Raw genomic sequence first — 24,209 nt, forward strand, 5'->3', positions numbered from 1 at the left:
AAGAGGCCGGCCGCGGAACGCGGGCCGGCCTCTGGTGTCGTGCTCTTGTGCACGACGAGCGGTTGTCAGGACGCGGGCGTCTCGGTGGGAGTCGGCGTCGCTGCGGGCGTCTCGCGCAGGAGCGTGGGCTTCGGGCTCGGCACCAGGTCGGAGTAGTACGGCAGCGTGCCGTCGAGCACGGGCACGTCGGCCGTCCGGCCGGAGGAGTCGCCGGACTGGAAGAGCACCTCGACGGTCGCACCGGGCTGGACGTCCAGGTCGTCGATGCGCAGCGGGTCCTCGTCGGCGCCGAGGCTGACGCGCTCGCCTGCCGGAACCTCGACCTCGAACGGGTCCTGACCCTCGAGGGAGATGGTGATCGTCTCGTCCTCGGCGGTGTCGTTGACCAGACCGGCCACGAAGTTGCCGATGGAGCCGTCCTCGGTCGCGATGATCATCGCGTTGCGCACCTTGACCGGGCCTGCGTCATTGCTGACGTTGACGCCGTCGGAGGGCGAGTAGGGGATCTCGGTCGCCTGGTCGGTGATGAAGGTGCATCCGGTGGTGCCGAGCAGGGCGACCGCGCCGAGCGCGATCGACGCCAGAAGGCGCGGGGCGATGGACGCAGCAGGGCGCGATTTCACGGATCCTCCAGAGGTGCGAACGGTGGGCCGCCACAAGTCTAGTGGGTGAGCGTCGTCTCCTGTGGGCGCGCGCCCGTGAGGCCCGCGGCGGCGAACCTTAGTGCATGTCCGTTGTGGTATCCTGGAGGTTGCCGAAAGGACACGTTTTTATGCTTTTTGAGGTTGGCGAAACTGTCGTCTACCCGCACCACGGGGCCGCGACGATCATCGAGGTCAAGGACCGTGTGATCAAGGGTGAGACGAAGAAGTATCTGAAGCTCAACGTCACCCAGGGCGATCTCATCATCGAGGTCCCGGCTGAGAACGTCGACCTCGTCGGCGTGCGCGATGTGATCGGCAAGGAGGGCCTCGACCACGTGTTCGAGGTGCTGCGCGCGCCGTTCACCGAGGAGCCGACCAACTGGTCCCGCCGCTACAAGGCCAACCTCGAGAAGCTCGCCTCCGGCGATGTCATCAAGGTCAGCGAGGTCGTGCGCGACCTGTGGCGCCGCGATCAGGACCGCGGCCTGTCGGCCGGAGAGAAGCGGATGCTGGCCAAGGCCCGGCAGATCCTCATCTCCGAGCTCGCGCTCGCCGAGAAGATCGACGAGGACAAGGCCGGCGAGCTGCTCGACGAGGTGCTCGCCTCCTGACGGAGTCTTCCGAAGGGCCGGATGCTGACGCATCCGGCCCTTCGTCGTCTCCGGGGCGGCGATACCCTGAGAGCGTGACTGTGCTTCCCGTTCCGGACACCGCGATCGTCGTCGTCGCGGCGGGCTCCGGCACCCGCCTCGGCGCGGACGCCCCCAAGGCCCTGGTCGGCATCGACGACCGGACGATCCTGCGGCTCGCTCTGGACGGCGTGTTCGCCGCAGCGCCGATGCAGGTCGTCGTCGTCGCACCGCCCGGACTCGAGGGCGTCGCCGAGGCCGAGATGCGAGCGGCGGCGGGTGACCGCGCCGACCTGGGTCGCGTCGTCACGGGCGGCGACACCCGCCAGCGCTCCGTGGCGGCGGGGCTCGCCGCGCTCTGGGGCGACGTCAGCACCGTGCTCGTGCACGACGCCGCCAGGGCGCTCACGCCGCCCGCCCTGATCGATGCGGTCGCTCACGCGGTGCGGGACGGAGGAGCAGTCGCGGGCGTCATCCCGGCGCTCCCGGTGGTCGACACGCTGAAACGGGTCGAGGCCGCGGACGTCGTCGGGGCGGTGGATCGCAGCGCCCTCGCGGCCGCGCAGACGCCACAGGGCTTCCGACGCGAGCCGCTCGAGGCGGCGTACGCCGTGGCGCTGGCCTCGGGTGCCGAGTACACCGACGACGCTGCGCTGTTCGCCGCGGCCGGGCATCCGGTGCAGCACATCGCCGGCTCCGAGCGAGCCTTCAAGATCACGGTGCCGGCGGACCTGGAGCGCGCCAGGCATCTGCTGTCGGCGTCGCGCGTCCGCACCGCGAGGCCGCAGCCCGGCGTGCCGCTGCCCCGAGTCGGGGTGGGAACGGATGTGCATGCCTTCGGTGGCGAGGGAAACCTCTGGCTCGCCGGTCTCGAGTGGCCTGGCGAGCAGCCGCTTTCCGGGCACTCCGACGGCGACGCGGTCGCGCATGCCATCGTCGACGCACTGCTCGCGGCTGCCGGGCTCGGCGACATCGGCGAGCACTTCGGCGCCGCGCACCCGGAGTACGCCGGCGCGCACGCCGAGGTCTTTCTGGCGCGCACCCGCGAGCTGCTCGGCGAAGCAGGTTTCGCGATCGGCAACGTCTCGGTGCAGTTCCAGGGGAATCGCCCGCGGTTCAGCGCCCGCCGCGCCGAGGCGGAGCGAGCGCTCTCCTCCGCGCTCGGGGGTGCGCCGGTCGCTGTGGCGGCCACCACGACGGACGGGCTCGGATTCCCCGGTCGCGGCGAGGGCGTCGCGGTGACAGCCGTGGCGCTGGTGGTCGCGCGCTCCGCGGAATGAGGGGGATCGGTCAGGCGCCGCCCGGTAGTCTTGTGCGGTGACTCTCCGCCTGTACGACACCCGCGCCCAGCAGCTGCGCGACTTCGTTCCTCTCGATCCCGAGAACGTGACGATGTACGTCTGCGGGCCGACCGTGCAGTCCGGGCCCCACATCGGTCACGTCCGGGCGGCGCTGAGCTTCGACATCCTGCGCCGCTGGCTCGACCTCCGTCACGGCCGCGTCACCTTCGTGCGCAACGTGACCGACATCGACGACAAGATCCTCGTGAACGGCACCGACGCCGAACCCTGGTGGGCGCTCGCGTATCGGATGGAGAAGGAGTTCACCGCGGCGTACGAGGCCGTCGGGATCCTGCCGCCGACCTACGAGCCCCGCGCGACCGGTTTCATCCCGCAGATGCACGAGATCATCGAGCGGCTCATCGAGAACGGCCACGCCTACCCGGCGCCGGACGGGTCCGGCGACGTCTACTTCGACGTGCGATCCTGGCCGGCCTACGGCGACCTGACCCACCAGTCCGTCGACGCGATGGAGGCGGCCGAGGACGCCGACCCGCGCGGCAAGCGCGCCCCGCAGGACTTCGCGCTGTGGAAGGGCGCCAAGCCGGGTGAGCCGGCGGATGCCACGTGGGATTCGCCCTGGGGACCGGGGCGGCCAGGGTGGCACATCGAGTGCTCCGCGATGTCCCGGCGCTACCTCGGCTCCGAGTTCGACATCCACGGCGGCGGTCTCGACCTGCGGTTCCCGCACCACGAGAACGAGCTGGCCCAGTCCACGGCGGCCGGCGACGGCTTCGCACGGTACTGGGTGCACAACGGCCTGGTGACGGTCGACGGGCAGAAGATGTCGAAGTCGCTCGGCAACTTCACCCTCGCTGCGGACGTGCTGAAGGCGCACGATCCTCTCGTCGTGCGCTATGCGCTGGCCGCCGCGCACTACCGTTCGAGCCTGGATCTCAGTGACTCGTCCTGGGTGGAGGCGGATGCTGCGCTCGGGCGCATCCGGACGTTCCTGCAGCGCGCGGTGCGCGCCGCAGGGGGCGGCTTCGGCTGGTTCGCGTCGGACCTTCCGGAGGCCTTCCGCACGGCGATGGACGATGACCTCGGCGTGCCGCAGGCGCTGGCGGTGCTGCATGACACCGTGCGCGCCGGCAATGCGGCACTCGACGGGGGCGACGCGGATGCCGCGCAGGCGGCACTGCGCCAGGTGATGGCGATGACCACCGTGCTGGGCATCAACCCCCTCTCGCCCGAGTGGCGGACCGGAAGCGGCGGCGCCGAGGCATCCGCTCTGGACGCCCTCGTGCAGACCATGATCGTGCAGCGCGCGGCGGCGCGCGCTGACAAGGACTGGGCCTCGGCAGATCGCATACGCGATGCGATCGCGGCCGCAGGCATCACTCTGGAGGACACTCCGGACGGAACACATTGGAGTATCGATGGCTAAGCCGAGTCGCCCCGGAGCGGGCAACAGCAAGAAGAAGGGCGCCTCGAAGGGCACCGGCGGTCACAGCCGCAAGGCTCTCGAGGGCCGTGGGCCGACGCCGAAGGCCGAGGACAGGGCATGGCACGTCGCCGGCAAGCGCAAGGCCGCGGCCGAGCGCTACGCGGCGGCCGGCGGTAAGGGCCGCCCCGGCCAGAAGCCCCAGGGCCGCGACATGAACCGGCAGGCACGGGCGAAGTCGACGGACGACACCGAGACCGTCACCGGGCGCAACTCGGTGCTCGAGGCGCTGCGCACCAAGATCCCCGCGACGACCTTCTACATCGCCCAGCGCGTCGAGATGGACGACCGCGTCAAGGAGATGCTGGCGATCGCACGGCACCGCGAGATCCCGGTGCTCGAGGTCACCCGGCAGGAGCTCGACCGCATGGCCGGCTTCGACGGCGTGCACCAGGGCGTCGCGCTCAAGGTCCCGCCTTACGAGTACGCGCACCCGCAGGATCTGCTCGAGAAGGTCATCGACCGCGGTGAGACCCCGCTGTTCGTCGCCCTCGACGGCATCACCGATCCGCGCAACCTCGGTGCGATCATCCGCTCCACCGCCGCGTTCGGCGGGCACGGCATCATCCTGCCGCAGCGCCGCTCGGCGAGCGTGAACTCGGCTGCGTGGAAGACCAGCGCCGGAGCCGCTGCGAGGCTGCCCGTCGCTCTGGCGTCGAACCTCACCACTCAGCTCAAGGAGTTCAAGAAGCAGGGTGTGTTCGTGCTCGGCCTCGACGGCGGGGGAGATGTTGCGTTGCCCGCGCTCGAGCTCGCCGACCGCCCGGTCGTGATCGTCGTCGGCTCGGAGGGCAAGGGCCTGTCGCGTCTGGTCACCGAGACCTGCGACCAGGTCGTGTCGATCCCGATCTCGGCGGCGACCGAGTCGCTGAACGCCGGCATCGCGGCGTCCGTCGCGCTCTACCAGGTGGCGACGCTGCGCGGCGCGGAATAACCGGACGCGGTGCCGCCTTTCACACTGCATACGTCTGAATGCAGTGTGAAAGGAAAACGCATGGCCCGCATCATCGTCGTCGGAGGAACCGGATACGCCGGAGCGCACATCGTCCGCGAGGCGGTGAGCCGAGGACACGATGTGGTCGCCATCGCGCGCAGCACGCCGGATGCCCCGATCGAGGGGGCCACCTATGTGCAGGGCTCCGTGCTCGACATCGACGGTCTCGGCGACATCTTCGACGGAGCGGATGCCGTGGTCTCGGCGATCTCGCCGCGCGGTGACATGGCCGACAAGGCCGTCAGCGCCCTCGACGGCGTCGCGGCGAAGCTGTCCGGCACGCCCACCCGCCTCGGTGTGGTCGGCGGTGCGGGTGGCAGCCTGGTCTCGCCCGGCGGCCCGCGCCTGTTCGATCTGGACTTCCCGGAGGAGTACAAGCACGAGGCCCAGGTCGGCATCGACGAGCTCGCCCTGCTGCAGGACTCGGACGCCGGACTCGACTGGTTCTTCGTGCACCCCGCCGAGGTGTTCGGCCCGTGGGCCGAAGGAGAGCGCACCGGTTCCTACCGCGACGGCGGCGACGTGCTCGTGCGCGCCGAGGACGGCAGCTCCACGATCTCCGGCGCGGACTTCGCCATGGCGATCGTCGACGAGATCGAGGCGCCGAAGCACCGTCGCGAGCGTTTCACCGTCGGGTACTGAGCTCCGGGATCAGACCAGGTCCCGCCAGTCCACCTCACCGGTGTCGTCGGACACGTCCACGGCACCGGTGACCACGGGCAGGCTCATCGTCTCGGTGGGCGGTCCCATGATCGTCGCCTCGTCGCGCCGGTGCCGGAGCACGTCGTTGATGTAGCTCGTCAGCACCTCGGCGATCGGCACCGAGCGCCCCTGAGCCTGGGACAGGTACCATCGGTGCTCGAGCACCTGGTGGAACACCTCGGCGGGCTCGAGCTTCGCGCGCAGGTCGTAGGGGATCGCGCGGACGACCGGCTCGAACACGCGGGTGAGCCACTCATGCGCGTACATCTCCTCATCCGCCCACTGCTTGGTGGAGCGGGCACGGAACTCGTCGAGGTCGTTCAGCAGCCGACGGGCCTGGTTCTCCTCGACGTCGAGACCGGTCAGACGGATCAGCCTGCGCTGGTGGTGACCGGCATCCACGACCTTCGGCTGGATGTGCACGACGGCGCCGTCCGCGGTGGTCTTCATGGACATCTCGTCGATGTCGAACCCGAGGGCGTTCAGCTGCTCGACGCGCTCGGTGATGCGCCAGGTCTCGTTCGCCGAGAACGACTCCTCGGCGGTCAGCGCGGCCCACAGCGCGCGGTACGACGAGACGATCCCGTCGGCGATCGCCACGGCATCGACGCCGTTCTCGAGCCGGCCGCCGGCTGCGAGGTCGAGGATCTCGCCGGCGATGTTCGTGCGGGCGATGTCCAGGTCGTAGGAGCGCTGGCCGTCGGTCAGGCCCTCCTCGTGCAGCTCGCCGGTCTCGGCATCGACCAGGTACGCGGCGAACGCCCCGGCATCCCGCCGGAACAGGGTGTTCGACAGGGACACGTCGCCCCAGTAGAACCCGACGTTGTGCAGCCGCACCAGCAGCAGCGCGAGCGCGTCGACCAGGCGCGTGGCGGTGTCAGGTCGCAGCACGCGTGTGAACAGCGCACGGTACGGCATCGAGAACTTCAGGTGCGAGGTCACCAGCGCCGCGGGAAGCGGCTTGCCGTCGGCATCCTGTCGGCCGGCGATCACGGCCACCCGGCTCACACAGGGCACATCGAGGCGGGCCAGGCTGCCGAGCATGTCGTACTCGCGCTGGGCCATCTCGGCCGTGGTCTCCTTGACCGCGACCACCCGGCCGGAGAGATCGGCGAAACGCACAAGGTGCCGCGACAGGCCCTTCGGCAGCGAGACGATGTGCTCGCTCGGCCACTTGCCCAGCGGAGTCGACCACGGCAGCGCGAGCAGGCCGGGGTCGACGGAGCTGGCGGTGATGCGCAGAGTGCTGGACAGGCGCCCGGTGTCGGCCATGCGCGCTCCTCGGATGCTGATGCGGGACTCGGAGGGAAAGACGACGCGGCGCGGGCGACCCAGAAGGTCGGCCCGCGCCGCGCTGCGTGAGGTGTCTCAGGAAGCCGAGACGATCGGCTTGTCGTTCAGCCGCTCGCCCGACTCGATGTCGAAGGCGTGCACGTGCCCCGGGTTGGCGGCAAGAGTGACCTTCTCGCCCGCGTTCGGGTGGTTGCGGCCGTCGACGCGTGCGACGATGTCGCTGCGCTTGCCGTTGATCTCGGTGTGACCGTAGAGGTAGCCGTCCGCACCGAGCTCCTCGACCAGGTCGACGGTGACGGCGATGCCCTTGCCGTCGGCCGGGCCGACGGTGATGTCCTCGGGACGGACGCCGACGGTCACCTGGCTGCCGGTGGCGCGGCCGGTCACGTCGCGGTCCAGCGGCACGACCTCGGTGCCGAACTGCACCCCGCCGTCGGCGAGGTCGGCAGCGAACAGGTTCATGGCCGGCGAGCCGATGAAGCCTGCGACGAACACGTTGTTCGGCTTCTCGTACAGGTCGCGCGGGGTGCCGACCTGCTGCAGGATGCCGTCCTTGAGCACCGCGATGCGGTCGCCCATGGTGAGGGCCTCGGTCTGGTCGTGGGTGACGTAGACCGTGGTGACGCCGAGGCGGCGCTGCAGCGAGGCGATCTGGGTACGGGTCTGCACGCGGAGCTTGGCGTCGAGGTTCGACAGCGGCTCGTCCATGAGGAACACCTGCGGCTGGCGGACGATCGCGCGGCCCATGGCGACGCGCTGACGCTGACCACCCGAGAGGGCCTTCGGCTTGCGGGTCAGGTACTCCTCGAGGTCGAGGAGCTTGGCGGCCTCGAGGACGCGGGCTGCGCGCTCCTCCTTGCCGACGCCGGCGATCTTCAGGGCGAAGCCCATGTTCTCGGCGACGGTCATGTGCGGGTACAGCGCGTAGTTCTGGAACACCATCGCGATGTCGCGGTCCTTCGGCGGCACGTCGGTGACGTCGCGGTCGCCGATCAGGATGCGGCCGGCGTTGACCTCTTCGAGGCCGGCGAGCATGCGCAGCGACGTGGACTTTCCGCAGCCGGAGGGGCCGACGAGAACGAGGAACTCGCCATCGGCGATCTCGATGTTCAGCTTGTCGACCGCGGGGCGCGTGCCTCCGGGGTAGAGGCGAGTGGCGTCGTCAAAGGTCACGGTTGCCATTGATTTCTCCTTCACCGGCAGGTACGTGCCGGACGATCCGTTGTGATGGAAGCGGCGGAATGACCCGCCGTGGCCCGCCGTCGGGCCACGATCAGTATGGCATGAGGCCGGGCCATCTGGGTAACTTCCCAGGAGGTCTGGATAACATCGAACCCGGTGCCGCTTGATGCGGCCGCCGGCCGCTTCGGGCGGCCACAGGGGGGAGACCCGTCCCCAACCGGACTTTCAAGAGGAACGATGTCGAGCGACGAAACGCCGAACGTCCCCACCACGACCTCATCACGCGAGGCGGTGCGGGAGAAGGCACAGCAGGTGCATTCCCGTCAGCGTCGGGCGCGCGCGATGCGACGGATCATCATCGGTCTCGTCGCGATCGTCGCCGTCGGTGCGGTGGGCACGGCAGTGACCTGGGCGGTCAGCTCCTCGGTGTCGAAGCCCACGCTGAGCCCGGCGGGCATGGACGGCGACGGTGTGACCGTGCGCGAGGTCGCCGTGAGCGCACCGCAGTCTGCGCCGGACGGCACGCCGGCCCCGGATCCGAGCGAGGCGGGCACCACGGCCTCGGCCACGCCGACGCCCGAGCCGACCCCGATCGAGGGTGCTGTCGACGTGCACATCTACGTCGACTACCTCTCGCCGGATGCCGGTGAGTTCGAGCGTGCGAACGCCCGACAGCTGACCGGATGGATCACCGAGGGTGCGGTCAACGTCACCTACCACCCTGTTTCGCTGCTGACCGCCAGCTCGAACGGCACCAAGTACTCGCTGCGCGCCGCGGCGGCATCCGCGTGTGTCGCCAGCTACGCACCGGACTTCTTCTACGCGTACAACCACGAGCTGCTGATCGACCAGCCGAAGGTCGACAGCGACGGTCGCACCGACGTCGAGCTGGCCGATCTCGCCGGTGCTGTGGGGATCGACAACGCGGAGCAGGTGCGCTCCTGCATCGAGGGCGGCGACTACCTGACCTGGGCGAAGGACGCCACGACGCGCGCGCTCGAGGGTCCGCTGCCCGGCTCGAAGAAGCTCAAGCTGAACGCCGCGCCCATGATCGTGGTCAACGGCGAGGCCTACGTCGGTGCGATGGATGACCCGGCCGAGTTCTCGCAGTTCGTGATGACGGTCGCCAGCGACGCGTACTACGGCGAGCCGACCCCGACTCCGACGCCCACCGCCACGACGCCGGCGAAGTGAGGACGGCGGTCGCCACTAAGCTGGTGACCGTTCGCCTCCTTAGCTCATCTGGTAGAGCAGCGGCCTTGTAAACCGCAGGTGGCCGGTTCGAGTCCGGCAGGAGGCTCAGCACGAGAAGAGCTCCCCCGGCAGGGGGAGCTCTTCTGCTGTGCGGGCCGCTCAGACGACGGGGTCCTGCGCGGGCCAGCCCGGCACCAGGCCGGTGTCCGTGAAGTAGCCGATGTACGCCTCGTGCGGGATGCCGTGCCAGATCATGGGGTCGGTGTCCCAGATCTCGCCCCCGGCGAGGCCGGCGAGCAGCGCCTCCACGCCGAGCACGTTCTGCTTGATGGCCTTGCCTCTGCTCTTCTGCCCGATCGAGCCGCCGTAGGTCTCGAAGAAGACCATCGGGTGGCTGTGACCGGACGGGTTCAGGCCGTTGTAGTCCAGCCCCAGCATGGCGGCCGACGTGACGCCGCCCTTGATGTCGATCTCGCTCGGGCCGCCGACGCTGTAGCGATCGATGTTGACGTAGCCGTACTTCTTCAGCTCGGTGTAGATGTGCCCCTGCAGCTGCCGGGTCTTGATGTCGTACTCACCGCCGCGGATGCCTGGCAGGGTCGGACCGCTCGGCGCGAGGGAGATGCCCAGCGACATCGTGATCGGCTCGTCGGATGCGTCGTACTTCAGACCCTGGTGGTGGATGTCGAGGCCGACGTGCGGCTGGACCCGGGTCCAGTAGGTGTACCAGGCGAGGGACTCCTTCGCCGCGAAGCCGGTCGGCGACCAGTCGCGGTTCAGATCGATGCGCCGCTCGGTGCCGTCCTGCAGGACGGTGTGCCGGATGTACAGCTCCGAGCCGTCCGGGTTGTACATCGGGATCACGTGCAGGGTGAACTGTTCACGCACGGTCTTCCACAGCGCGGACCCGCTGGACCCGGCCGCCTGCAGGATCGCGAGCAGCACGTCCGGTCCGTACGGCTCGTTCCCGTGGATGCGGCCCTGCAGCCACACCTTCGTGGGGCCGGTTCCCACCGTCGCGACGTAGAGGTCTCTTCCGGCCTCGGAGCGACCGGGTTCGATGCCGAGTCCGGCGAGCGTGTGGACGGTGACGGCGCCCTGCGAGTTCCGCTGGATCTTCGCCAGCTCCGACACCACATCCGCGTACGTGAGCAGTGCACTCCGCGGCACGTTCGGTCCTGGATCGGGGAAGGAGCCTGCGCCGAAGGCGGACTGCCCCACCAGGACCGGCACGGCGGCGAGCGGCAGCGCAGCGAGCAGATGCCGGCGCGTGAGCGTGAATCGGGGGGACTGTTCAGTCATCTCTTCGTTCCTTTGTCTTCGTTGACGGCGGACAGCGCCAGTGTGTCAGCGTCGACGAGCGCGGAGCAAGGAACGTGGGAGAACTGCTCAGAACAGCATGCCGTCGGCGCCCTTGTCATCGGCGCGCTCGGCGGCATCGATGCGCTCGTCGAGGGACGCTGCAGCGATCAGCGCCTCGTCGATGAGTTCGCGTGAACCGTCGGCCGTGAGCCAGTCACCCTGGAAGGCCGCCGGCAGCAGCAGCGGCACGCGGTCGTGGATATGGGCGACCTGCGGGGGCGCCGGGCGCATGACGATCGAGTAGCAGGTGCGCCATTCCCCGTCCGGGTCCTTGCCGCGCTGCGTGACCGCCGCCATGCCGAACAGGACGCCGCGGCCCAGCCCGAACTCGTGCCACACGCGCTGAGGCTTCTGCATCTCGAACCATCCGGTGCTCGGCACGATCGCCCGGCCGCGCAGTGCGCCCGGCTTCTCCTGCAGTCGCTCCGAGCGGGTGTTGATCGAGGGGAACCGTGCCGGGGCGCCGTTCACGAGGAATCCCCACCAGGCCTGCTCGAGCACGGCGGTGTCGTCGCCCTGCATCACGACCGGGTTCAGGTTGCGCAGGTTCCGCCCGGTGGGACGCAGCGTCTCGCCGGCGTTCTGCTCGGCCCAGTGCCGCAGGCCCTCCAGCATCGCGGCATCCGCCGCGGCGAGCTGCTCGGCATCGGTGAACCGCGGATCGAGACCGTAACTGGCGCACATGCGGCCAGCGTAGACCAGGCCACCGACACGGAACGATAGGGTCGGTCGGTGACCGAACGCCGTCTTCCCGCCACCGTCGCCCTCGGCGGCGCAGTCGCGATCGGCGTCATGACGGCCGTGCAGGCGCGCATCAACGGCGTGCTGGGCGTGCGATTGGGCGACGGGATCGTCGCCGGGCTCGTCTCGTTCGTCGCCGGACTGATCCTGCTGGTGGTGGTCGTGGCCGCCATGCCGTCGGCGCGCGCCGGGGTGCGACGGCTGATCTCCGGGGTCCGCACCCGTCGCATCCCGTTCTGGATGCTCCTCGGCGGCGCCTGCGGCGCGCTCACCGTCTCGACTCAGGGCCTGGTCGCCGGCGTGCTCGGGGTGTCGCTCTTCACCGTCGGCGTCGTCGCAGGTCAGACCGTGCACGGCCTGGTGCTCGATCGTCTCGGCGTCGGGCCGGCCGGTGTCGTCGCGATCACCCCTGGACGCGTGGCCGGCGGGGCGCTGGCACTCGTGGCGGTCGGTGTCTCGCTCGGCGGGGGAGTGCTGGCGTCCGCACCGCTCTGGCTCCTTGTGCTTCCCTTCCTCGCCGGCGCAGGCATCGCCTGGCAGACCGCGGCGAACGGACGTCTGGCCCAGCGGGTGGCCTCGCCGCTCACCGCGACGATGACGAGCTTCATCGCGGGGACGATCGTGCTGGTGATCGCCTCCTGCGTGAGCATCGCGGTCACCGGCCCGCCGGCGCAGCTGCCCTCGGAGCCGTGGCTCTATCTCGGTGGACTGCTCGGATTCGCCTACATCCTGCTCGGGGCGTTCCTCGTCGCTCACACCGGAGTGCTGCTGCTGGGTCTCGGATCGGTCCTGGGCCAGCTGACCACATCGATCGTGATCGACCTCATCTGGCCCCTGCCGGCGGGGCCCGCGCCCTGGCAGCTCGTCACGATGGTCGTCGTCGCTGTCGCGTCGGTCGTCGTCGCGCTGCCGCGCCGGCGGCGCCGTGCCGTGAGCAGCTAGGCTCTCGGCATCCGGCTGAGCACGCTCTCGGCGTCGATCGCCTTGCGGCGTCCGCCGCCCTTGCCTGTGGGCTTGCCGCCGACGTAGAGCCAGCCCAGCAGCTGCTCCTTCTTCTTCAGACCGTGCGCCTTTGCGACGGCCTTCGAGCGTGTGTAGTGGCCAGTGCGCCAGATGACGCCCCAGCCCGCCTCGTCGAGCAGCAGGCTGAGGGTGTGCGCGACACCGGATGCCACGGCCTCCTGCTCCCAGTACGGCACCTTCTCGCTCTTGCGCGGGCTGACCACGACGGCGATCAGCAGCGGCGCGCGCAGCGGCTTCGAGGACGGCTTGCCGTCGCCCTGGGCCTTCGCGATCGCGGCGCCCAGGCGTTCACGGTCCTCGCCACGCAGCTCGACCAGCCGCCACGGGCGCAGCGAGGAGTGGTCGGCCACCCGGCCCGCCGCCGCGACGAGCGGCAGCAGCTGCTCGTGCGTCGGCGCCACGTCGGTGACCTTCGACCAGGACTGCCGGGAACGGACGGCGTCGAGAGCGCTCACGACTCGGTGGGGCTGAACGACAGCGCCAGCGAGTTCATGCAGTAGCGATCGCCGGTCGGCGTGCCGAAGCCGTCGGGGAAGACATGACCCAGATGCGAGCCGCAGGTCGCGCAGCGAACCTCGGTGCGCACCATGCCCAGGGTGCGGTCCTCGATGAGTGTCACGGCCTCCGGGCGGACCGACTCGTAGAAGCTCGGCCAGCCGCAGCCGCTGTCGAACTTCGTGCCGCTCCGGAACAGCTCGGCGCCGCAGGCGCCGCACCGATACAGCCCGTCGCGCTTCTCGTCGAGCAGCTCGCCGGTCCAGGGGCGCTCGGTCGCCGCCTCACGCAGCACCGCATACTCGGCGTCACCGAGCTCGTCGCGCCATTCCGCGTCCGTCTTCTCCACGTCGTAACCCATGGAACCATTCTCCCTCTCCGCGGTGGGAGTGGCGCGACGATACTTCGACGGATGCCGCGTAGCCTGGGGCCATGCTCGGAGACCTCACCGATCGTGACCGTGCGATCCTCGCCCTCGAGGCCGCCTGGCCGCGGCACGGCGGTGCGAAGGAGGAGAGGATCCGGGCGCAGCTGGGCATGAGTCCCGCCCGCTACTACCAGCTGCTCGGGCGTCTCATCGAGACCGAGCAGGCGCTGGAGTTCGACCCGCTGCTGGTGCGGCGGCTGCGCCGCATCCGCGACGCCCGCAGCGACCGTCGCGTCGCGCGGATGCGCGGTTTCGTCGGCTGACGCGGCGACGGGGATTCACAGAGGACATGCCCTAGCATCGAGGGGTGTCCAAGCCGAGCCAAGATCGATTCGACGACGTCCCCCACGCGACCGGGCGGGTCGGAGCGCATCGCGCCGAAGTTCCGGGCATGAACGGATGGGTCGTGCTGCTGTGGTCCGCTGCCGCCGTGCTCGTGCTGGTGGTCCTCGGCATCTTCGGATCCCTGCTGGCGATGGGGCGCATCTCGTTCGGTGGCGACGCGCCGCCCACGGCTGCCTCGACCGTCGCGCCCGAGGAGACCGGCGTGGTGGACACGTCCTACGCGGTGCTGATCCTCAACGCCACCCCTGATGGCAGTCTGGAGGACGCGATGCGCGACCAGCTGATCAAGGCCGGCTGGAGCGGGGACCAGATCACCAGCAGCGACGCCGCCAGCACCGACTTCCCGACCACGACGGTGTATTACGTCGATCCGGCCGACGAGGCCGCGGCGATCGGTCTGGCCGACGCGATCGGCGGCGCGGATGTGCAGCAGAGCGACGTGTACAAGGACTACAACGAATCCGGCGGCAAGCAACTCGCCGTGGTGATCGGAACGGACCGCAGCACGTCGACGTCGGAGACCCCCGCCGAGTAGTGCCGTCGCGGCTTGCACTCTCCATGGTCGAGTGCCAGAATGGCGTTAGCACTCGATCGTTGTGAGTGCTAACCCCAACGTCTACGTCCAGGAGGGACGACACTACTCATGGCAAAGATCATCGCTTTCGATGAGGAGGCCCGTCGCGGTCTCGAGCGCGGCCTGAACACCCTGGCCGACGCCGTCAAGGTGACCCTCGGCCCGCGCGGCCGCAACGTCGTGCTCGAGAAGAAGTGGGGCGCCCCCACGATCACGAACGACGGCGTCTCGATCGCCAAGGAGATCGAGCTCGACGACCCGTACGAGAAGATCGGTGCGGAGCTCGTCAAGGAGGTCGCCAAGAAGACCGACGACGTCGCCGGCGACGGCACCACCACCGCCACGGTCCTCGCTCAGGCGCTGGTCCGCGAGGGCCTGCGCAACGTCGCAGCCGGCGCAGACCCGATCAGCCTGAAGAAGGGCATCGAGAAGGCCGTCGCGGCGATCACCGCCGACCTGCTCGCCACCGCCAAGGAGGTCGAGTCGAAGGACCAGATCGCCGCCACCGCCTCGATCTCCGCTGCTGACCCCGAGATCGGCGCGCTGATCGCCGAGGCCATCGACAAGGTGGGCAAGGAGGGCGTCGTCACCGTCGAGGAGTCGCAGACCTTCGGCACCGAGCTCGAGCTCACCGAGGGCATGCGCTTCGACAAGGGCTACCTGAACCCCTACTTCGTCACGGACCCGGAGCGCCAGGAGGCCGTCTTCGAGGACCCGTACATCCTCATCGCGAACCAGAAGATCGGCAACATCAAGGACCTTCTGCCCGTCGTCGACAAGGTGATCCAGGACGGCAAGGAGCTCGTCATCATCGCCGAGGACGTCGAGGGCGAAGCTCTCGCGACCCTGGTGCTGAACAAGATCCGCGGAATCTTCAAGTCCGTCGCCGTCAAGGCCCCGGGCTTCGGCGACCGTCGCAAGGCTCAGCTGCAGGACATCGCGATCCTGACCGGCGGCCAGGTCATCACCGAGGAGGTCGGTCTCAAGCTCGAGAACACCACCCTCGACCTGCTCGGCCGTGCGCGCAAGGTCATCGTCACCAAGGACGAGACCACGATCGTCGAGGGTGCCGGTGACGCGGAGCAGATCGAGGGTCGCGTGACACAGATCCGCCGCGAGATCGAGAACACCGACAGCGACTACGACCGCGAGAAGCTGCAGGAGCGCCTCGCCAAGCTCGCCGGCGGCGTGGCCGTCATCAAGGCGGGTGCGGCCACCGAGGTCGAGCTCAAGGAGCGCAAGCACCGCATCGAGGACGCCGTCCGCAACGCGAAGGCAGCTGTCGAGGAGGGCATCGTCCCCGGTGGTGGTGTCGCGCTGCTGCAGTCGGCCAAGGTGCTCGACACCCTCGAGCTCGAGGGTGACGAGGCCACCGGCGCGAACATCGTCCGCGTCGCCATCGAGGCTCCGCTGAAGCAGATCGCCATCAACGCGGGCCTCGAGGCCGGCGTCGTCGCGCACAAGGTCTCCGAGCTCCCCGCGGGCCAGGGCCTGAACGCTGCGACCGGCGAGTACGGCGACATGTTCGCACAGGGCATCATCGACCCGGCCAAGGTCACCCGTTCGGCGCTGCAGAACGCTGCGTCGATCGCCGGCCTGTTCCTCACCACCGAGGCGGTCGTGGCCGACAAGCCCGAGAAGGCTCCGGCGATGCCGGCCGACCCGTCGGGCGGCATGGACTTCTGATCCATACCCCTCACACAGAACGCCCTCGGCTCCGGCCGGGGGCGTTCTGCGTTCCGCGCGTTCGGCGAGCTCAGCGATTCGTCACCGGAACAGGTTCGCGGAGTACTGGTCGGCGTCGGCGTACTGCGCCGCGGCAGAGCCGAGCGCGGTGCCGATCGATGCCAGCACCTGCTCGACGTGCAGCTGCGCGCCGCGCCACTGCTCGCTGCACTGCTGGAACGCGGCCGACGCGCTGCCGGTCCACGACGACTGCAGCTGTGTCAGCTGCGACATCAGTGCGGCCGACTCGGACTGCAGCCGCTCGATCGTGGCGCGGGTCGCGCCGTTCGCGGCCTGGACGGCGTCGGTGTCGACGGTGAAGACGGACATGAGGGTCTCCTCTCGTTGGGCTTCCGACGCTAGAGCGCAGCGCGACGTCGGAGGTGCCGGATCCACGGCATCCGGGAGAAGCCCCACGGGAACCCGATTGTGGAGGAGGGGTCGCGCTCAGAGATCGAGCGGCTCGATGGGTTGCGTCTCCTCGAGCAGATGCTCCGGAGTCGCACTGGCCGGCGCCAGCGGCAGGGAGACGATGAACGTCGCGCCGCCGCCCGGCGTCTCCTCGACGCGCACCGCACCGTTCAGGGCCTCGACGATGGACGAGACGATCGCGAGGCCGAGCCCGGAGCCGCCGGTCTCTCGCGCGCGCGAGGTGTCGGCGCGCCAGAACCGCTGGAAGATCTGCTCCCTGATCTGCTGCGGAACACCCTCGCCGTGATCGGCGATCGCGATCGTGCCGATGCCGCGCAGCCTGTCGACGCCGACGATGATCTCGATCGGGCTGTCCTCGGGCGAGAAGCGCCGCGCGTTGCCGAGCAGGTTGGTCACCACCTGCCGCACCTTGTTCTCGTCGCCGAGCACGATCGGAGGCGTGCGCACGGGGATGTCGAGGGTCTCGTGGAAGTCGATCTGCGGCACCACCTCGCTGCGAGGGCGGCGGCGCAGCCGGGCTAGCGCCGCTCCGGTCAGCCCGCGTGCGCCGGGAGCGCGGGCCGCAGCATCCTTCGTCTTCGACGGCTTCTGCGCCTCCACCGCCGGTGCCGTCGGCGGCATCGGCGGCAGGACGGGTTCGACCGCCTGATCCAGCGTGGTGTCCACCACCGTCACCGTGCGTGCGGGAGCGGTCACCCGCATGTCGAGGGCCGCATCGCGGGCGATCGGGCGCAGGTCGAGCGGCACGACCTCGAGCGACCGTCCCGCGTCCTCGTCCAGCCGTGCGAGGGCGAGCAGGTCCTCGACCATCGCGCCCATGCGGATGGCCTCCTTCTCGATCCGCTCCATCGCACGCGCGGTGTCCTCGTCACCGCGGATGGCGCCCATCCGGTACAGCTCGGCGTAGCCGCGCACGCTGACCAGGGGCGTGCGCAGCTCATGGCTGGCGTCGCCGATGAAGCGCCGCATGTGCTGCACGGTGCGGTCGCGCTGCGCGATCGCGCCGTCCACGCGGTCGAGCATCGTGTTGATCGCGGCGTTCAGACGGCCGACCTCGGTGGTGGGCTCGAGATCGGTGAGGCGCTGGCTGAGGTCACCGGCGGCGATCGACATGGCGGTGGACTCCACCTGCCCGAGCCGCCGGAACGTGAGCGTGACCAGCCCTCTGGTGAGCAGCGCCGCGATGAGGATGGTGACCAGCGCGACGGTCGTGTACACGCCGAAGTACGTCGCGACGATCCGATCTGCCTCGTCCAGCGGCAGCGCGACGATCTGCACATAGGTCACCGACGCGCCGACCGCGACCTGGGTCGCTGCGGCGGCGCTGAACGCACCGCCGTCCTCGCCGTGCAGCGGAATGACCTGATCAGCGCTCGACTGAGCCTCGGCCAGCGTGTAGGTCTCCGGGAAGATCGGGCGCTCGGCGCCGGGCTGACCGCCGGCCTCTGCGACCTTCTGCCCCGCGGTGTCGTAGAAGGCGGCGAAGTAGTCCGCCCGCGCGACGGCGCCGTCGCGCGGCGTGAACACCGCCTGTCCCTGTTCGATGGTGACGACGAAGAACCGATCCGCCTGACTGGTCGAGACCAGTCCAGGCAGCTGTGCGTTGATGTTGCCGATCATCGCGTTGCGCAGGATCGGCACGGTGCCGATGCCGGCGACGAGCAGACCGAGCGCGAGCACCGCGACGGTGACGCCGGTGACCTTGGCGCGCAGGCTGATGCGCCGCCACCACGAGGTGACGGCATCGGACCTGTGCGCCATGACGTTCTCCGGGGCGTCAGACGGTCTTGCCGACCTTGAGCATGTAGCCGAAGCCGCGCTTGGTCTGGATCAGCGACTCCTCGGTGTGCGGGTCGATCTTGCGGCGCAGGTACGAGATGTAGCTCTCGACGATCCCGGCGTCCCCGTTGAAGTCGTACTCCCAGACGTGGTCGAGGATCTGCGCCTTCGACAGCACGCGGTTGGGGTTGAGCATGAGGTACTTCAGGAGCTTGAACTCGGTGGGGCTGAGCTCGATCGGCTCCTTGCCCACGAACACGTCGTGCGTGTCCTGATCCATCGACAGCTCGCCGGCGCGGATGATCGACTCCTCGTCGGCCTGCATCGTGCGTCGCAGGATGGCCTGTGCGCGCGCCACGATCTCGTCCAGGCTGAAGGGCTTGGTGACGTAGTCGTCGCCGCCGGCGTTCAGGCCCTCGATCTTGTCCTGCGTGTCGTCCTTCGCCGTGAGGAACAGGATCGGCGCGGTGAAACCGGCACCGCGCAGGCGCTTGGTGACGCTGAAGCCGTTCATGTCGGGCAGCATCACGTCGAGGATGATGAGATCCGGCTCCTCTTCGAGGACCGCGGAGATGGTGGCCGCCCCGTTGGCGACGGTCTTCACCTGGAATCCGGCGAAGCTGAGACCCGTGGAGAGCAGGTCGCGGATGTTCGGCTCGTCGTCGACGACCAGGATGCGCGCATCAGTCATGCCCCCATTATGGTGACTCGACCGGTGCGGTGTCTGATTGTCTCCGGATCGGCGGCGATGACCCGGTGAAGTCGTGGTCACCGCGGTGGCAGCGAGGCGCGCACCACGAGCTCGACGGCGGGGCGGATCGGCGCGTCGGGCGCGACGGTGAGGCGGTTCACGATGATGCCGGCACTCGTGGCCAGAAGCGCTCGAGCGGCGAGTGCGGGATCGCGTGCTCCGAGCAGCGCGAGGCGGTCGCGGGTCCAGTTCTCGAACATCGATCGCTGATCGCGCATCGAGGGTCGCGCTCCCGGCGCGTTCGCCGTCTCGAAGAACAGCGCGTACCGTGCCCGCGTGCGTGCCGCCTCCCGTCCGGTGACGTCCTCGAGCACCCGGGTCAGCACATCGATGAGCTCGTCGGGAGTCTGCACGGGGTCCATGGCGGCGGTGAGGTCGGCGCGCTCGCGTTCCGCGATCCACACCAGGACGCCGGCGATGAGCGCGTCGCGGGTGCGGAACCAGTTCGATGTGGACCCCTTCGGCAGGCCGGCGGCTGCGTCGACGCGCCCATGGGTGAGTGCGCGCACGCCCTCCTCTCCGACGAGGAGGACGGCCGCCTCGAGGGCGCGTTCGCGGGTCGTGGCCATCCGGCGAGCATAACACTATGTTCATAGTAGCCAGGGCACTATGAACGTAGTACAGTGTGCGCATGGGATACATGGTGCTCGCAGCCTGGGCCGTGCAGGCCGCGGTGGGGGTGTCGCTGCTGGTCTCGTGGGCGCGGCACGCGAAGGGATGCAACCGGGGGCTCGTGCTGACGCACGCCTCGGCGATGGTCGCCTTCGCAGCGGTGTGGATCGTCTTCATCGTCACGGGTGAAGCGGTATGGGCATGGGCGGGTTTCGGAGTGCTCGCCGCGTTCATCGGGTTCGGCGACGCGACGATGGTGCGCCGGTCGAGGGCAGTGCTCGGCGAGTCGAACCCCGGGCTGCGGGACTACGGTCCGGCCATCGGCGTGGCACTCTCCGGCCGCCTCGGCGGGCGCACCAGATTCCATGCGCTCTTCTCGGCACTGGTCTTCTTCCCGTGCCTCGCCGTGTGCATCATCGCCACGATTGCGGCCTGGTAGCGCCGCAACGGACAGGAGAAGGTGGAGGGCATCATGTCTGAGCGTCGCGCGATCGTGATCGGGGCAGGGCTGGGCGGGCTCGCGGCGGCGGCCGCGCTGCGTCGCCGAGGCTGGGCCGTGCACATGTACGAGAAGGGTCCCTGGCCAGGTCCCGCGGGTTCGGGACTGGCGATGATGCCGAACGCGCTGCGGGCGCTGGACGCGTTCGGCGTGGGCGACACCGTGCGGGGCCTCGCAGCGATCCAGGGCGACGGCGGTCTGCGCCGCGCAGACGGGCGCTACCTGGCGCGGACCAGCGCCGCGGCCGTGCAGGCACGGTTCGGCGATCCGATGGTGGTGCTGGAGCGCGCTCGTCTCGCGGCCATCCTGCGCGACGCCGCCGCCGACGTCCCGCTGCACTCCGGAGCGCCGGCCGTCGTGGTCGACGCCGGTGACGCAGAGCGTGCGGCCGTCGTCCGGACCTCGGAGGGCGATGAAGACGCCGAACTGATCGTGGCCGCGGACGGGGTGCACTCCGCTGCCCGAGCGGAGCTGTTCCCCGAGCACCCGGGTCTGCGGCAGACCGGATGGACCGCGTGGCGGTTCATCGTCGCCGCGTCCGCGGCCGTGCAGACCGGGGAGACGTGGGGCGGCGCGGGAGTGGTGGGACTGGTGCCGCTGGCCGACGACCGCACCTACTTCTACGCCGCCGCCGTCGCCCCGGTCGGCCAGCGAGCCGCGGACGACGAACGCGCTGAGCTGCTGCGACGCTTCGGAGACTGGCACGCGCCGATCCGGCAGCTGATCGAGTCGTCGGTGCCCGACGCCGTGCTGCGCGGCGACATCGCCGAACTGGCCGCACCGCTGCCCGCGCTGCACCGTGGCAGGGTCGCGCTGCTCGGGGACGCCGCGCATCCGATGGCTCCGTTCCTCGGGCAGGGAGCCTGCCAGGCGATCGAAGACGCGGTCGTGCTCGCCCATGCACTGGACGGACCGGACGGACTGGTCGGCTACACCGCCGCACGACGCGGCCGTACCGCCGACGTCGTGCGGCGCTCCCACCGGATGGGGGCCCTGGCGCTGCTGCGCAGTCCGGTCGCCAGGACGCTGCGAGACACGTTTCTCCGGACGGTGGGCAGCCTCTCGTCCGACACGGCGATCCGCGAGCTGATCCCGGTCGTCGACTGGCGTCCGCCGATGGCCGACGGGGCGGTGGTCAGCGGAGTCCAGCCGGATCCGCGATGATCGAAGGATGCTTCCCTCGGACGACACCGCTCCCGGGCCCGCCGCGCCGACGCCGTTCCCGCCTCCGCCTCCACCTGCTCCGCAGGATCCCGCAGCGCCGCGGTTCCTGCCGGTTCCCGAGATCGTGGAGAACGTCGAATACCATCGCCTGAACCTGGCACGTGGCAGACGCCCGCGCTGGTGGCGCCCTCTGCTGGTCGCACTTCTCGGGCTGGCGCTGTACATCGGCATGATCATCGTGCTGGTGGTCCCCTTCGCCTTCGCGGCCGCGTTCGTCCCCGAAGTCATGCAGGTGATCTCCCGCGTCGCCGGCAGCGGAGGCATGGACATGACCGACCCCGCGACCTTCGTGGTCGCGATGCTGTCGATCATCCTGCTGCTGCCTGCGCTGCTGATCGCCTCGCGCGTGATCGCCGGGCGCGGCCTCGGCCTGCTCTCGTCGGTGACCGGGCGGCTGCGCTGGGGATGGATGCTGCGCTGCCTCGGCCTCGCCGCGGCGGTCTTCGCGCTGCAGACCGCCATCTCGATGACGATCGCGCTGCTGCAGGGTGAGGATCTCATCGTCACGGGCGCAGCTCCGCAGCCGTGGCCGATGCTGCTGCTGGTGATCCTGCTGGTGCCGCTGCAGTCGGCCACCGAGGAGTACGTGTTCCGTGGCTTCCTCATGCAGACCATCGGCTCCTGGCTGAAGCATCCGGCGTTCGCGATCCTGCTGCCCCTGCCTCTGTTCGTCTTCGGGCACCTCTACGACGTCTGGGGACTGCTCAGCGTCGCCGCGTTCGCGCTCGCAGCCGGGTGGTTGACCTGGCGCACCGGCGGCCTCGAGGCCGGCATCGCCCTGCACGTCGTCAACAACGTCAGCATCTTCGTGCTGGCCTCGTTCGGTCTCGCCGACGCGAATTCGTCCGGCGGAGGCCCGCTCGACCTGCTCGTCTCGGTGCTCGTGCTGGCCGTCACGGTCGGGGTGCTCGAGTGGATGCAGCGGCGCACCTCGATCGCGCGCACCCGTACCCTGCGCTGGCACGCGCCGGTGGTGCCGCCGCAGGGGTAGCATCCGGAGCATGGGCGAGGACGAGTACGGCGGGGACGCCGCCTGCTGGCTCGCGCAGGTGTGCCCGGAGTGCGGAGCCCTGCTCGACGACCTCGCCGCGCCCTGTTGGCGCTGCGGTCTCAAGCCGGGCGAGGAGCCCCGCGCCTAGGCGGCCTGCAGGTCGGTGGCGTCCATGATCGTGTAGCTGTAGCCCTGCTCCGCGAGGAACCGCTGACGGTTCTGCGCGTAGTCCTGGTCGACCGTGTCGCGCGCGACCAGCGTGTAGAAGCTCGCGGTGTGATCGGTCTGCTTGGGACGCAGCAGGCGGCCGAGGCGCTGGGCCTCCTCCTGGCGGGATCCGAACGACCCGGACACCTGGATCGCGACCGAGGCCTCCGGCAGGTCGACCGAGAAGTTCGCGACCTTCGAGACCACGAGCACCTTGATCTCGCCGGTGCGGAACTGCTGGTAGAGCACTTCGCGCTCGTCCACCGGGGTCGCACCCGTGATCTGCGGGGCGCCGAGGGCATCGGCCAGCACGTCCAGCTGGTCGAGGTACTGGCCGATCACGAGCACCTGCTCGTCAGGGTGCTTCGCGATGAGTTCCTTCACGGCGCGGATCTTCGCCGGAGCGGATGCCGCCAGGCGATAACGCTCATCGTCGGTGGCCGCCGCGTACTCCAGCCGGTCGCCCGGCGGAAGGTCGACGCGCACCTCGTAGCAGGCTGCGGGGGAGATGAAGCCCCGCGCCTCGATCTGCTTCCAGGGGGCGTCGAACCGCTTCGGGCCGATCAGGCTGAACACATCGCCCTCGCGGCCGTCCTCGCGCACCAGCGTGGCGGTCAGCCCGATGCGGCGGCGGGCCTGCAGATCGGCGGTGAGCTTGAAGACCGGCGCGGGCAGCAGGTGCACCTCGTCGTAGACGATGAGCCCCCAGTCCAGCGCATCCAGCAGGGCGAGGTGTGCGTACTGGCCCTTCCGCTTCGCGGTGAGGATCTGGTACGTCGCGATCGTGACCGGCTTGACCTCCTTGGCCTGGCCGGAGTACTCGCCGATCTCCTCAGGAGTGAGCGAGGTGCGCTTGAGCAGCTCGTCGCGCCACTGCCTGGCCGAGACCGTGTTGGTCACCAGGATGAGGGTCGTGGTCTTGGTCGCGGCCATCGCGCCCGCGCCGACGATGGTCTTGCCTGCGCCACAGGGCAGCACGACCACGCCCGAGCCGTCCTTCGAGAACGCGTCGACGGCCTCGTGCTGGTACGGCCGCATGGTCCAGCCGTCCTCGTCGAGGGCGATCTCGTGCGGGGTGCCCGGCGTGTATCCGGCGAGGTCCTCCGCAGGCCAGCCGATCTTCAGCAGCTCCTGCTTGATCTGGCCGCGCGCCCACGCGTCCACGACGAACGTGTCGGGGGAGGGATGGCCGATCAGCAGCGGCTGGATGCGCTTGTTGCCCGCCACCTGCGTCAGCACGGCGGGGTCGGTGGAGCGCAGGATGAGGGCGCCCTCGTCGTCGCGCTCGATGACCAGGCGGCCGTACCGGTTCACGGTCTCGCGCAGGTCGACCGCCACGGACGGCGGCACGGGGAAGCGCGACCAGCGGTCGAGCGTCTCGATCATGTCCTCGGCGGAGTGCCCCGCCGCGCGGGCGTTCCACAGACCCAGCCGGGTGATCCGGTAGGTGTGGATGTGCTCGGGCGCCCGCTCCAGCTCGGCGAAGATCGCGAGCTCGTGCCGGGCGGCCTCGGCGTCTGGGTGCGCGACCTCCAACAGCACGGTGCGGTCGCTTTGGACGATGAGAGGGCCGTCAGACATAGCTGTCCAGTCTACCTGC

The 24,209-nt window shown here is 69.8% G+C and carries 26 protein-coding genes and 1 tRNA gene; 15 read left to right on the forward strand and 12 right to left on the reverse strand.

All coding sequences use genetic code 11. The features are described 5' to 3' along the window. Positions 1-65: 65 nt before the first annotated feature. The gene (locus GON06_RS02115) at positions 66-623 is read right to left on the reverse strand and encodes a DNA modification methylase (protein WP_332837082.1); all 558 of its coding nucleotides are present in this window, start codon (positions 621-623) and stop codon (positions 66-68) included. Between the two features lie 149 nt (positions 624-772). On the opposite strand from GON06_RS02115, the gene GON06_RS02120 reads away from it, so the two are divergent. The 5 genes from GON06_RS02120 to GON06_RS02140 all read left to right on the forward strand — a co-directional run bounded on the left by GON06_RS02120 (position 773) and on the right by GON06_RS02140 (position 5,693). Further along, positions 773-1,255, forward strand: coding sequence for a CarD family transcriptional regulator (locus GON06_RS02120; protein WP_116241884.1), 483 nt, complete (start codon positions 773-775; stop codon positions 1,253-1,255). Positions 1,256-1,329: 74 nt separating this feature from the next. After that, positions 1,330-2,553, forward strand: a complete 1,224-nt coding sequence (gene ispD / locus GON06_RS02125; RefSeq protein ID WP_332837083.1) for a 2-C-methyl-D-erythritol 4-phosphate cytidylyltransferase — start codon at positions 1,330-1,332, stop codon at positions 2,551-2,553. Between the two features lie 37 nt (positions 2,554-2,590). Continuing rightward, positions 2,591-4,000: a cysteine--tRNA ligase gene (cysS, locus tag GON06_RS02130; protein ID WP_332837084.1), complete on the forward strand. Its 1,410-nt coding sequence runs from the start codon at positions 2,591-2,593 to the stop codon at positions 3,998-4,000. Further along, positions 3,993-4,991 carry a 23S rRNA (guanosine(2251)-2'-O)-methyltransferase RlmB gene (gene rlmB / locus GON06_RS02135; RefSeq protein WP_157310616.1) on the forward strand — a complete coding sequence of 333 codons (999 nt, stop codon included), beginning with the start codon at positions 3,993-3,995 and terminating at the stop codon, positions 4,989-4,991. Before cysS ends, rlmB begins: the two co-directional genes overlap by 8 nt. Before the next feature lie 60 nt (positions 4,992-5,051). Then, on the forward strand, positions 5,052-5,693 hold the full coding sequence (locus GON06_RS02140) for an NAD(P)-dependent oxidoreductase (RefSeq protein ID WP_157310617.1): 642 nt from the start codon (positions 5,052-5,054) through the stop codon (positions 5,691-5,693). Positions 5,694-5,702: 9 nt separating this feature from the next. Here the strand turns inward: GON06_RS02140 and GON06_RS02145 are convergent, their stop codons facing one another. Together GON06_RS02145 and GON06_RS02150 are read right to left on the reverse strand one after the other, a co-directional pair. Continuing rightward, positions 5,703-7,025: a DUF4032 domain-containing protein gene (locus GON06_RS02145; protein WP_378736463.1), complete on the reverse strand. Its 1,323-nt coding sequence runs from the start codon at positions 7,023-7,025 to the stop codon at positions 5,703-5,705. Positions 7,026-7,121: 96 nt separating this feature from the next. Beyond that, positions 7,122-8,228: an ABC transporter ATP-binding protein gene (locus GON06_RS02150; RefSeq protein ID WP_157310618.1), complete on the reverse strand. Its 1,107-nt coding sequence runs from the start codon at positions 8,226-8,228 to the stop codon at positions 7,122-7,124. A gap of 237 nt (positions 8,229-8,465) precedes the next feature. On the opposite strand from GON06_RS02150, the gene GON06_RS02155 reads away from it, so the two are divergent. After that, positions 8,466-9,422, forward strand: coding sequence for a DsbA family protein (locus GON06_RS02155; protein ID WP_157310619.1), 957 nt, complete (start codon positions 8,466-8,468; stop codon positions 9,420-9,422). A gap of 33 nt (positions 9,423-9,455) precedes the next feature. Further along, positions 9,456-9,528, forward strand: a tRNA-Thr gene (locus GON06_RS02160). Between the two features lie 53 nt (positions 9,529-9,581). Here the strand turns inward: GON06_RS02160 and GON06_RS02165 are convergent. Together GON06_RS02165 and GON06_RS02170 are read right to left on the reverse strand one after the other, a co-directional pair. After that, positions 9,582-10,724: a M14 family zinc carboxypeptidase gene (locus GON06_RS02165; protein ID WP_157310620.1), complete on the reverse strand. Its 1,143-nt coding sequence runs from the start codon at positions 10,722-10,724 to the stop codon at positions 9,582-9,584. An 87-nt stretch (positions 10,725-10,811) separates the two neighbouring features. Beyond that, on the reverse strand, positions 10,812-11,468 hold the full coding sequence (locus GON06_RS02170; protein WP_157310621.1) for an SOS response-associated peptidase family protein: 657 nt from the start codon (positions 11,466-11,468) through the stop codon (positions 10,812-10,814). 48 nt (positions 11,469-11,516) lie between these two features. On the opposite strand from GON06_RS02170, the gene GON06_RS19030 reads away from it, so the two are divergent. Continuing rightward, on the forward strand, positions 11,517-12,467 hold the full coding sequence (locus GON06_RS19030; protein ID WP_332837085.1) for a DMT family transporter: 951 nt from the start codon (positions 11,517-11,519) through the stop codon (positions 12,465-12,467). Here GON06_RS19030 and GON06_RS02180 read toward each other — a convergent pair. Both GON06_RS02180 and msrB read right to left on the reverse strand, forming a co-directional pair. After that, on the reverse strand, positions 12,464-13,003 hold the full coding sequence (locus GON06_RS02180) for a nitroreductase family protein (RefSeq protein WP_332837086.1): 540 nt from the start codon (positions 13,001-13,003) through the stop codon (positions 12,464-12,466). The genes GON06_RS19030 and GON06_RS02180 overlap by 4 nt on opposite strands. Beyond that, positions 13,000-13,404, reverse strand: coding sequence for a peptide-methionine (R)-S-oxide reductase MsrB (msrB, locus tag GON06_RS02185; protein ID WP_157310622.1), 405 nt, complete (start codon positions 13,402-13,404; stop codon positions 13,000-13,002). The genes GON06_RS02180 and msrB overlap by 4 nt, the downstream gene beginning before the upstream one ends. Before the next feature lie 71 nt (positions 13,405-13,475). Here msrB and GON06_RS02190 point away from each other — a divergent pair, with 71 nt between their 5' ends. The 3 genes from GON06_RS02190 (at position 13,476) to groL (ending at position 16,075) form a co-directional block, all read left to right on the forward strand. Then, positions 13,476-13,733 carry a DUF3263 domain-containing protein gene (locus GON06_RS02190; protein WP_157310623.1) on the forward strand — a complete coding sequence of 86 codons (258 nt, stop codon included), beginning with the start codon at positions 13,476-13,478 and terminating at the stop codon, positions 13,731-13,733. Positions 13,734-13,861: 128 nt separating this feature from the next. Further along, complete coding sequence (locus GON06_RS02195) at positions 13,862-14,350, forward strand: LytR C-terminal domain-containing protein (RefSeq protein WP_157310624.1); 489 nt, start codon at positions 13,862-13,864, stop codon at positions 14,348-14,350. A gap of 108 nt (positions 14,351-14,458) precedes the next feature. Continuing rightward, positions 14,459-16,075, forward strand: coding sequence for a chaperonin GroEL (groL, locus tag GON06_RS02200; protein ID WP_157310625.1), 1,617 nt, complete (start codon positions 14,459-14,461; stop codon positions 16,073-16,075). Between the two features lie 81 nt (positions 16,076-16,156). Here the strand turns inward: groL and GON06_RS02205 are convergent, their stop codons facing one another. The 4 genes from GON06_RS02205 to GON06_RS02220 form a co-directional block, all read right to left on the reverse strand. Further along, positions 16,157-16,444, reverse strand: a complete 288-nt coding sequence (locus tag GON06_RS02205) for a WXG100 family type VII secretion target (protein WP_157310626.1) — start codon at positions 16,442-16,444, stop codon at positions 16,157-16,159. A 117-nt stretch (positions 16,445-16,561) separates the two neighbouring features. Further along, positions 16,562-18,307 (reverse strand): sensor histidine kinase, encoded by a 1,746-nt coding sequence (locus GON06_RS02210; protein ID WP_157310627.1) that lies wholly within the window; start codon positions 18,305-18,307, stop codon positions 16,562-16,564. A gap of 16 nt (positions 18,308-18,323) precedes the next feature. Beyond that, positions 18,324-19,016 (reverse strand): response regulator transcription factor, encoded by a 693-nt coding sequence (locus GON06_RS02215; protein ID WP_157310628.1) that lies wholly within the window; start codon positions 19,014-19,016, stop codon positions 18,324-18,326. Positions 19,017-19,093: 77 nt separating this feature from the next. Next, complete coding sequence (locus GON06_RS02220; RefSeq protein ID WP_157310629.1) at positions 19,094-19,645, reverse strand: TetR/AcrR family transcriptional regulator; 552 nt, start codon at positions 19,643-19,645, stop codon at positions 19,094-19,096. A gap of 62 nt (positions 19,646-19,707) precedes the next feature. Between GON06_RS02220 and GON06_RS02225 the strand changes: the two genes are divergently transcribed. Genes GON06_RS02225 through GON06_RS18475 form a run of 4 tightly spaced genes read left to right on the forward strand, consistent with a single transcriptional unit; the run spans position 19,708 to position 22,550 of the window. Beyond that, positions 19,708-20,127 (forward strand): hypothetical protein, encoded by a 420-nt coding sequence (locus GON06_RS02225; protein ID WP_157310630.1) that lies wholly within the window; start codon positions 19,708-19,710, stop codon positions 20,125-20,127. A gap of 33 nt (positions 20,128-20,160) precedes the next feature. Beyond that, a complete protein-coding gene (locus tag GON06_RS02230; protein ID WP_157310631.1) occupies positions 20,161-21,351 on the forward strand; it encodes an FAD-dependent monooxygenase in 1,191 nt (396 codons plus the stop codon). A 7-nt stretch (positions 21,352-21,358) separates the two neighbouring features. Then, positions 21,359-22,402: a CPBP family intramembrane glutamic endopeptidase gene (locus tag GON06_RS02235; protein WP_157310632.1), complete on the forward strand. Its 1,044-nt coding sequence runs from the start codon at positions 21,359-21,361 to the stop codon at positions 22,400-22,402. 10 nt (positions 22,403-22,412) lie between these two features. Further along, positions 22,413-22,550, forward strand: a complete 138-nt coding sequence (locus GON06_RS18475) for a hypothetical protein (RefSeq protein WP_198346574.1) — start codon at positions 22,413-22,415, stop codon at positions 22,548-22,550. Here the strand turns inward: GON06_RS18475 and GON06_RS02240 are convergent. Then, entirely contained in the window at positions 22,547-24,190 is a 1,644-nt protein-coding gene (locus GON06_RS02240; RefSeq protein ID WP_157310633.1) for a DNA repair helicase XPB, read from the reverse strand. The genes GON06_RS18475 and GON06_RS02240 overlap by 4 nt on opposite strands. Positions 24,191-24,209 lie beyond the last annotated feature (19 nt).

Origin of the sequence: Microbacterium sp. MAH-37 (assembly GCF_009758255.1) — a bacterium.
Lineage (GTDB): Bacteria > Actinomycetota > Actinomycetes > Actinomycetales > Microbacteriaceae > Microbacterium.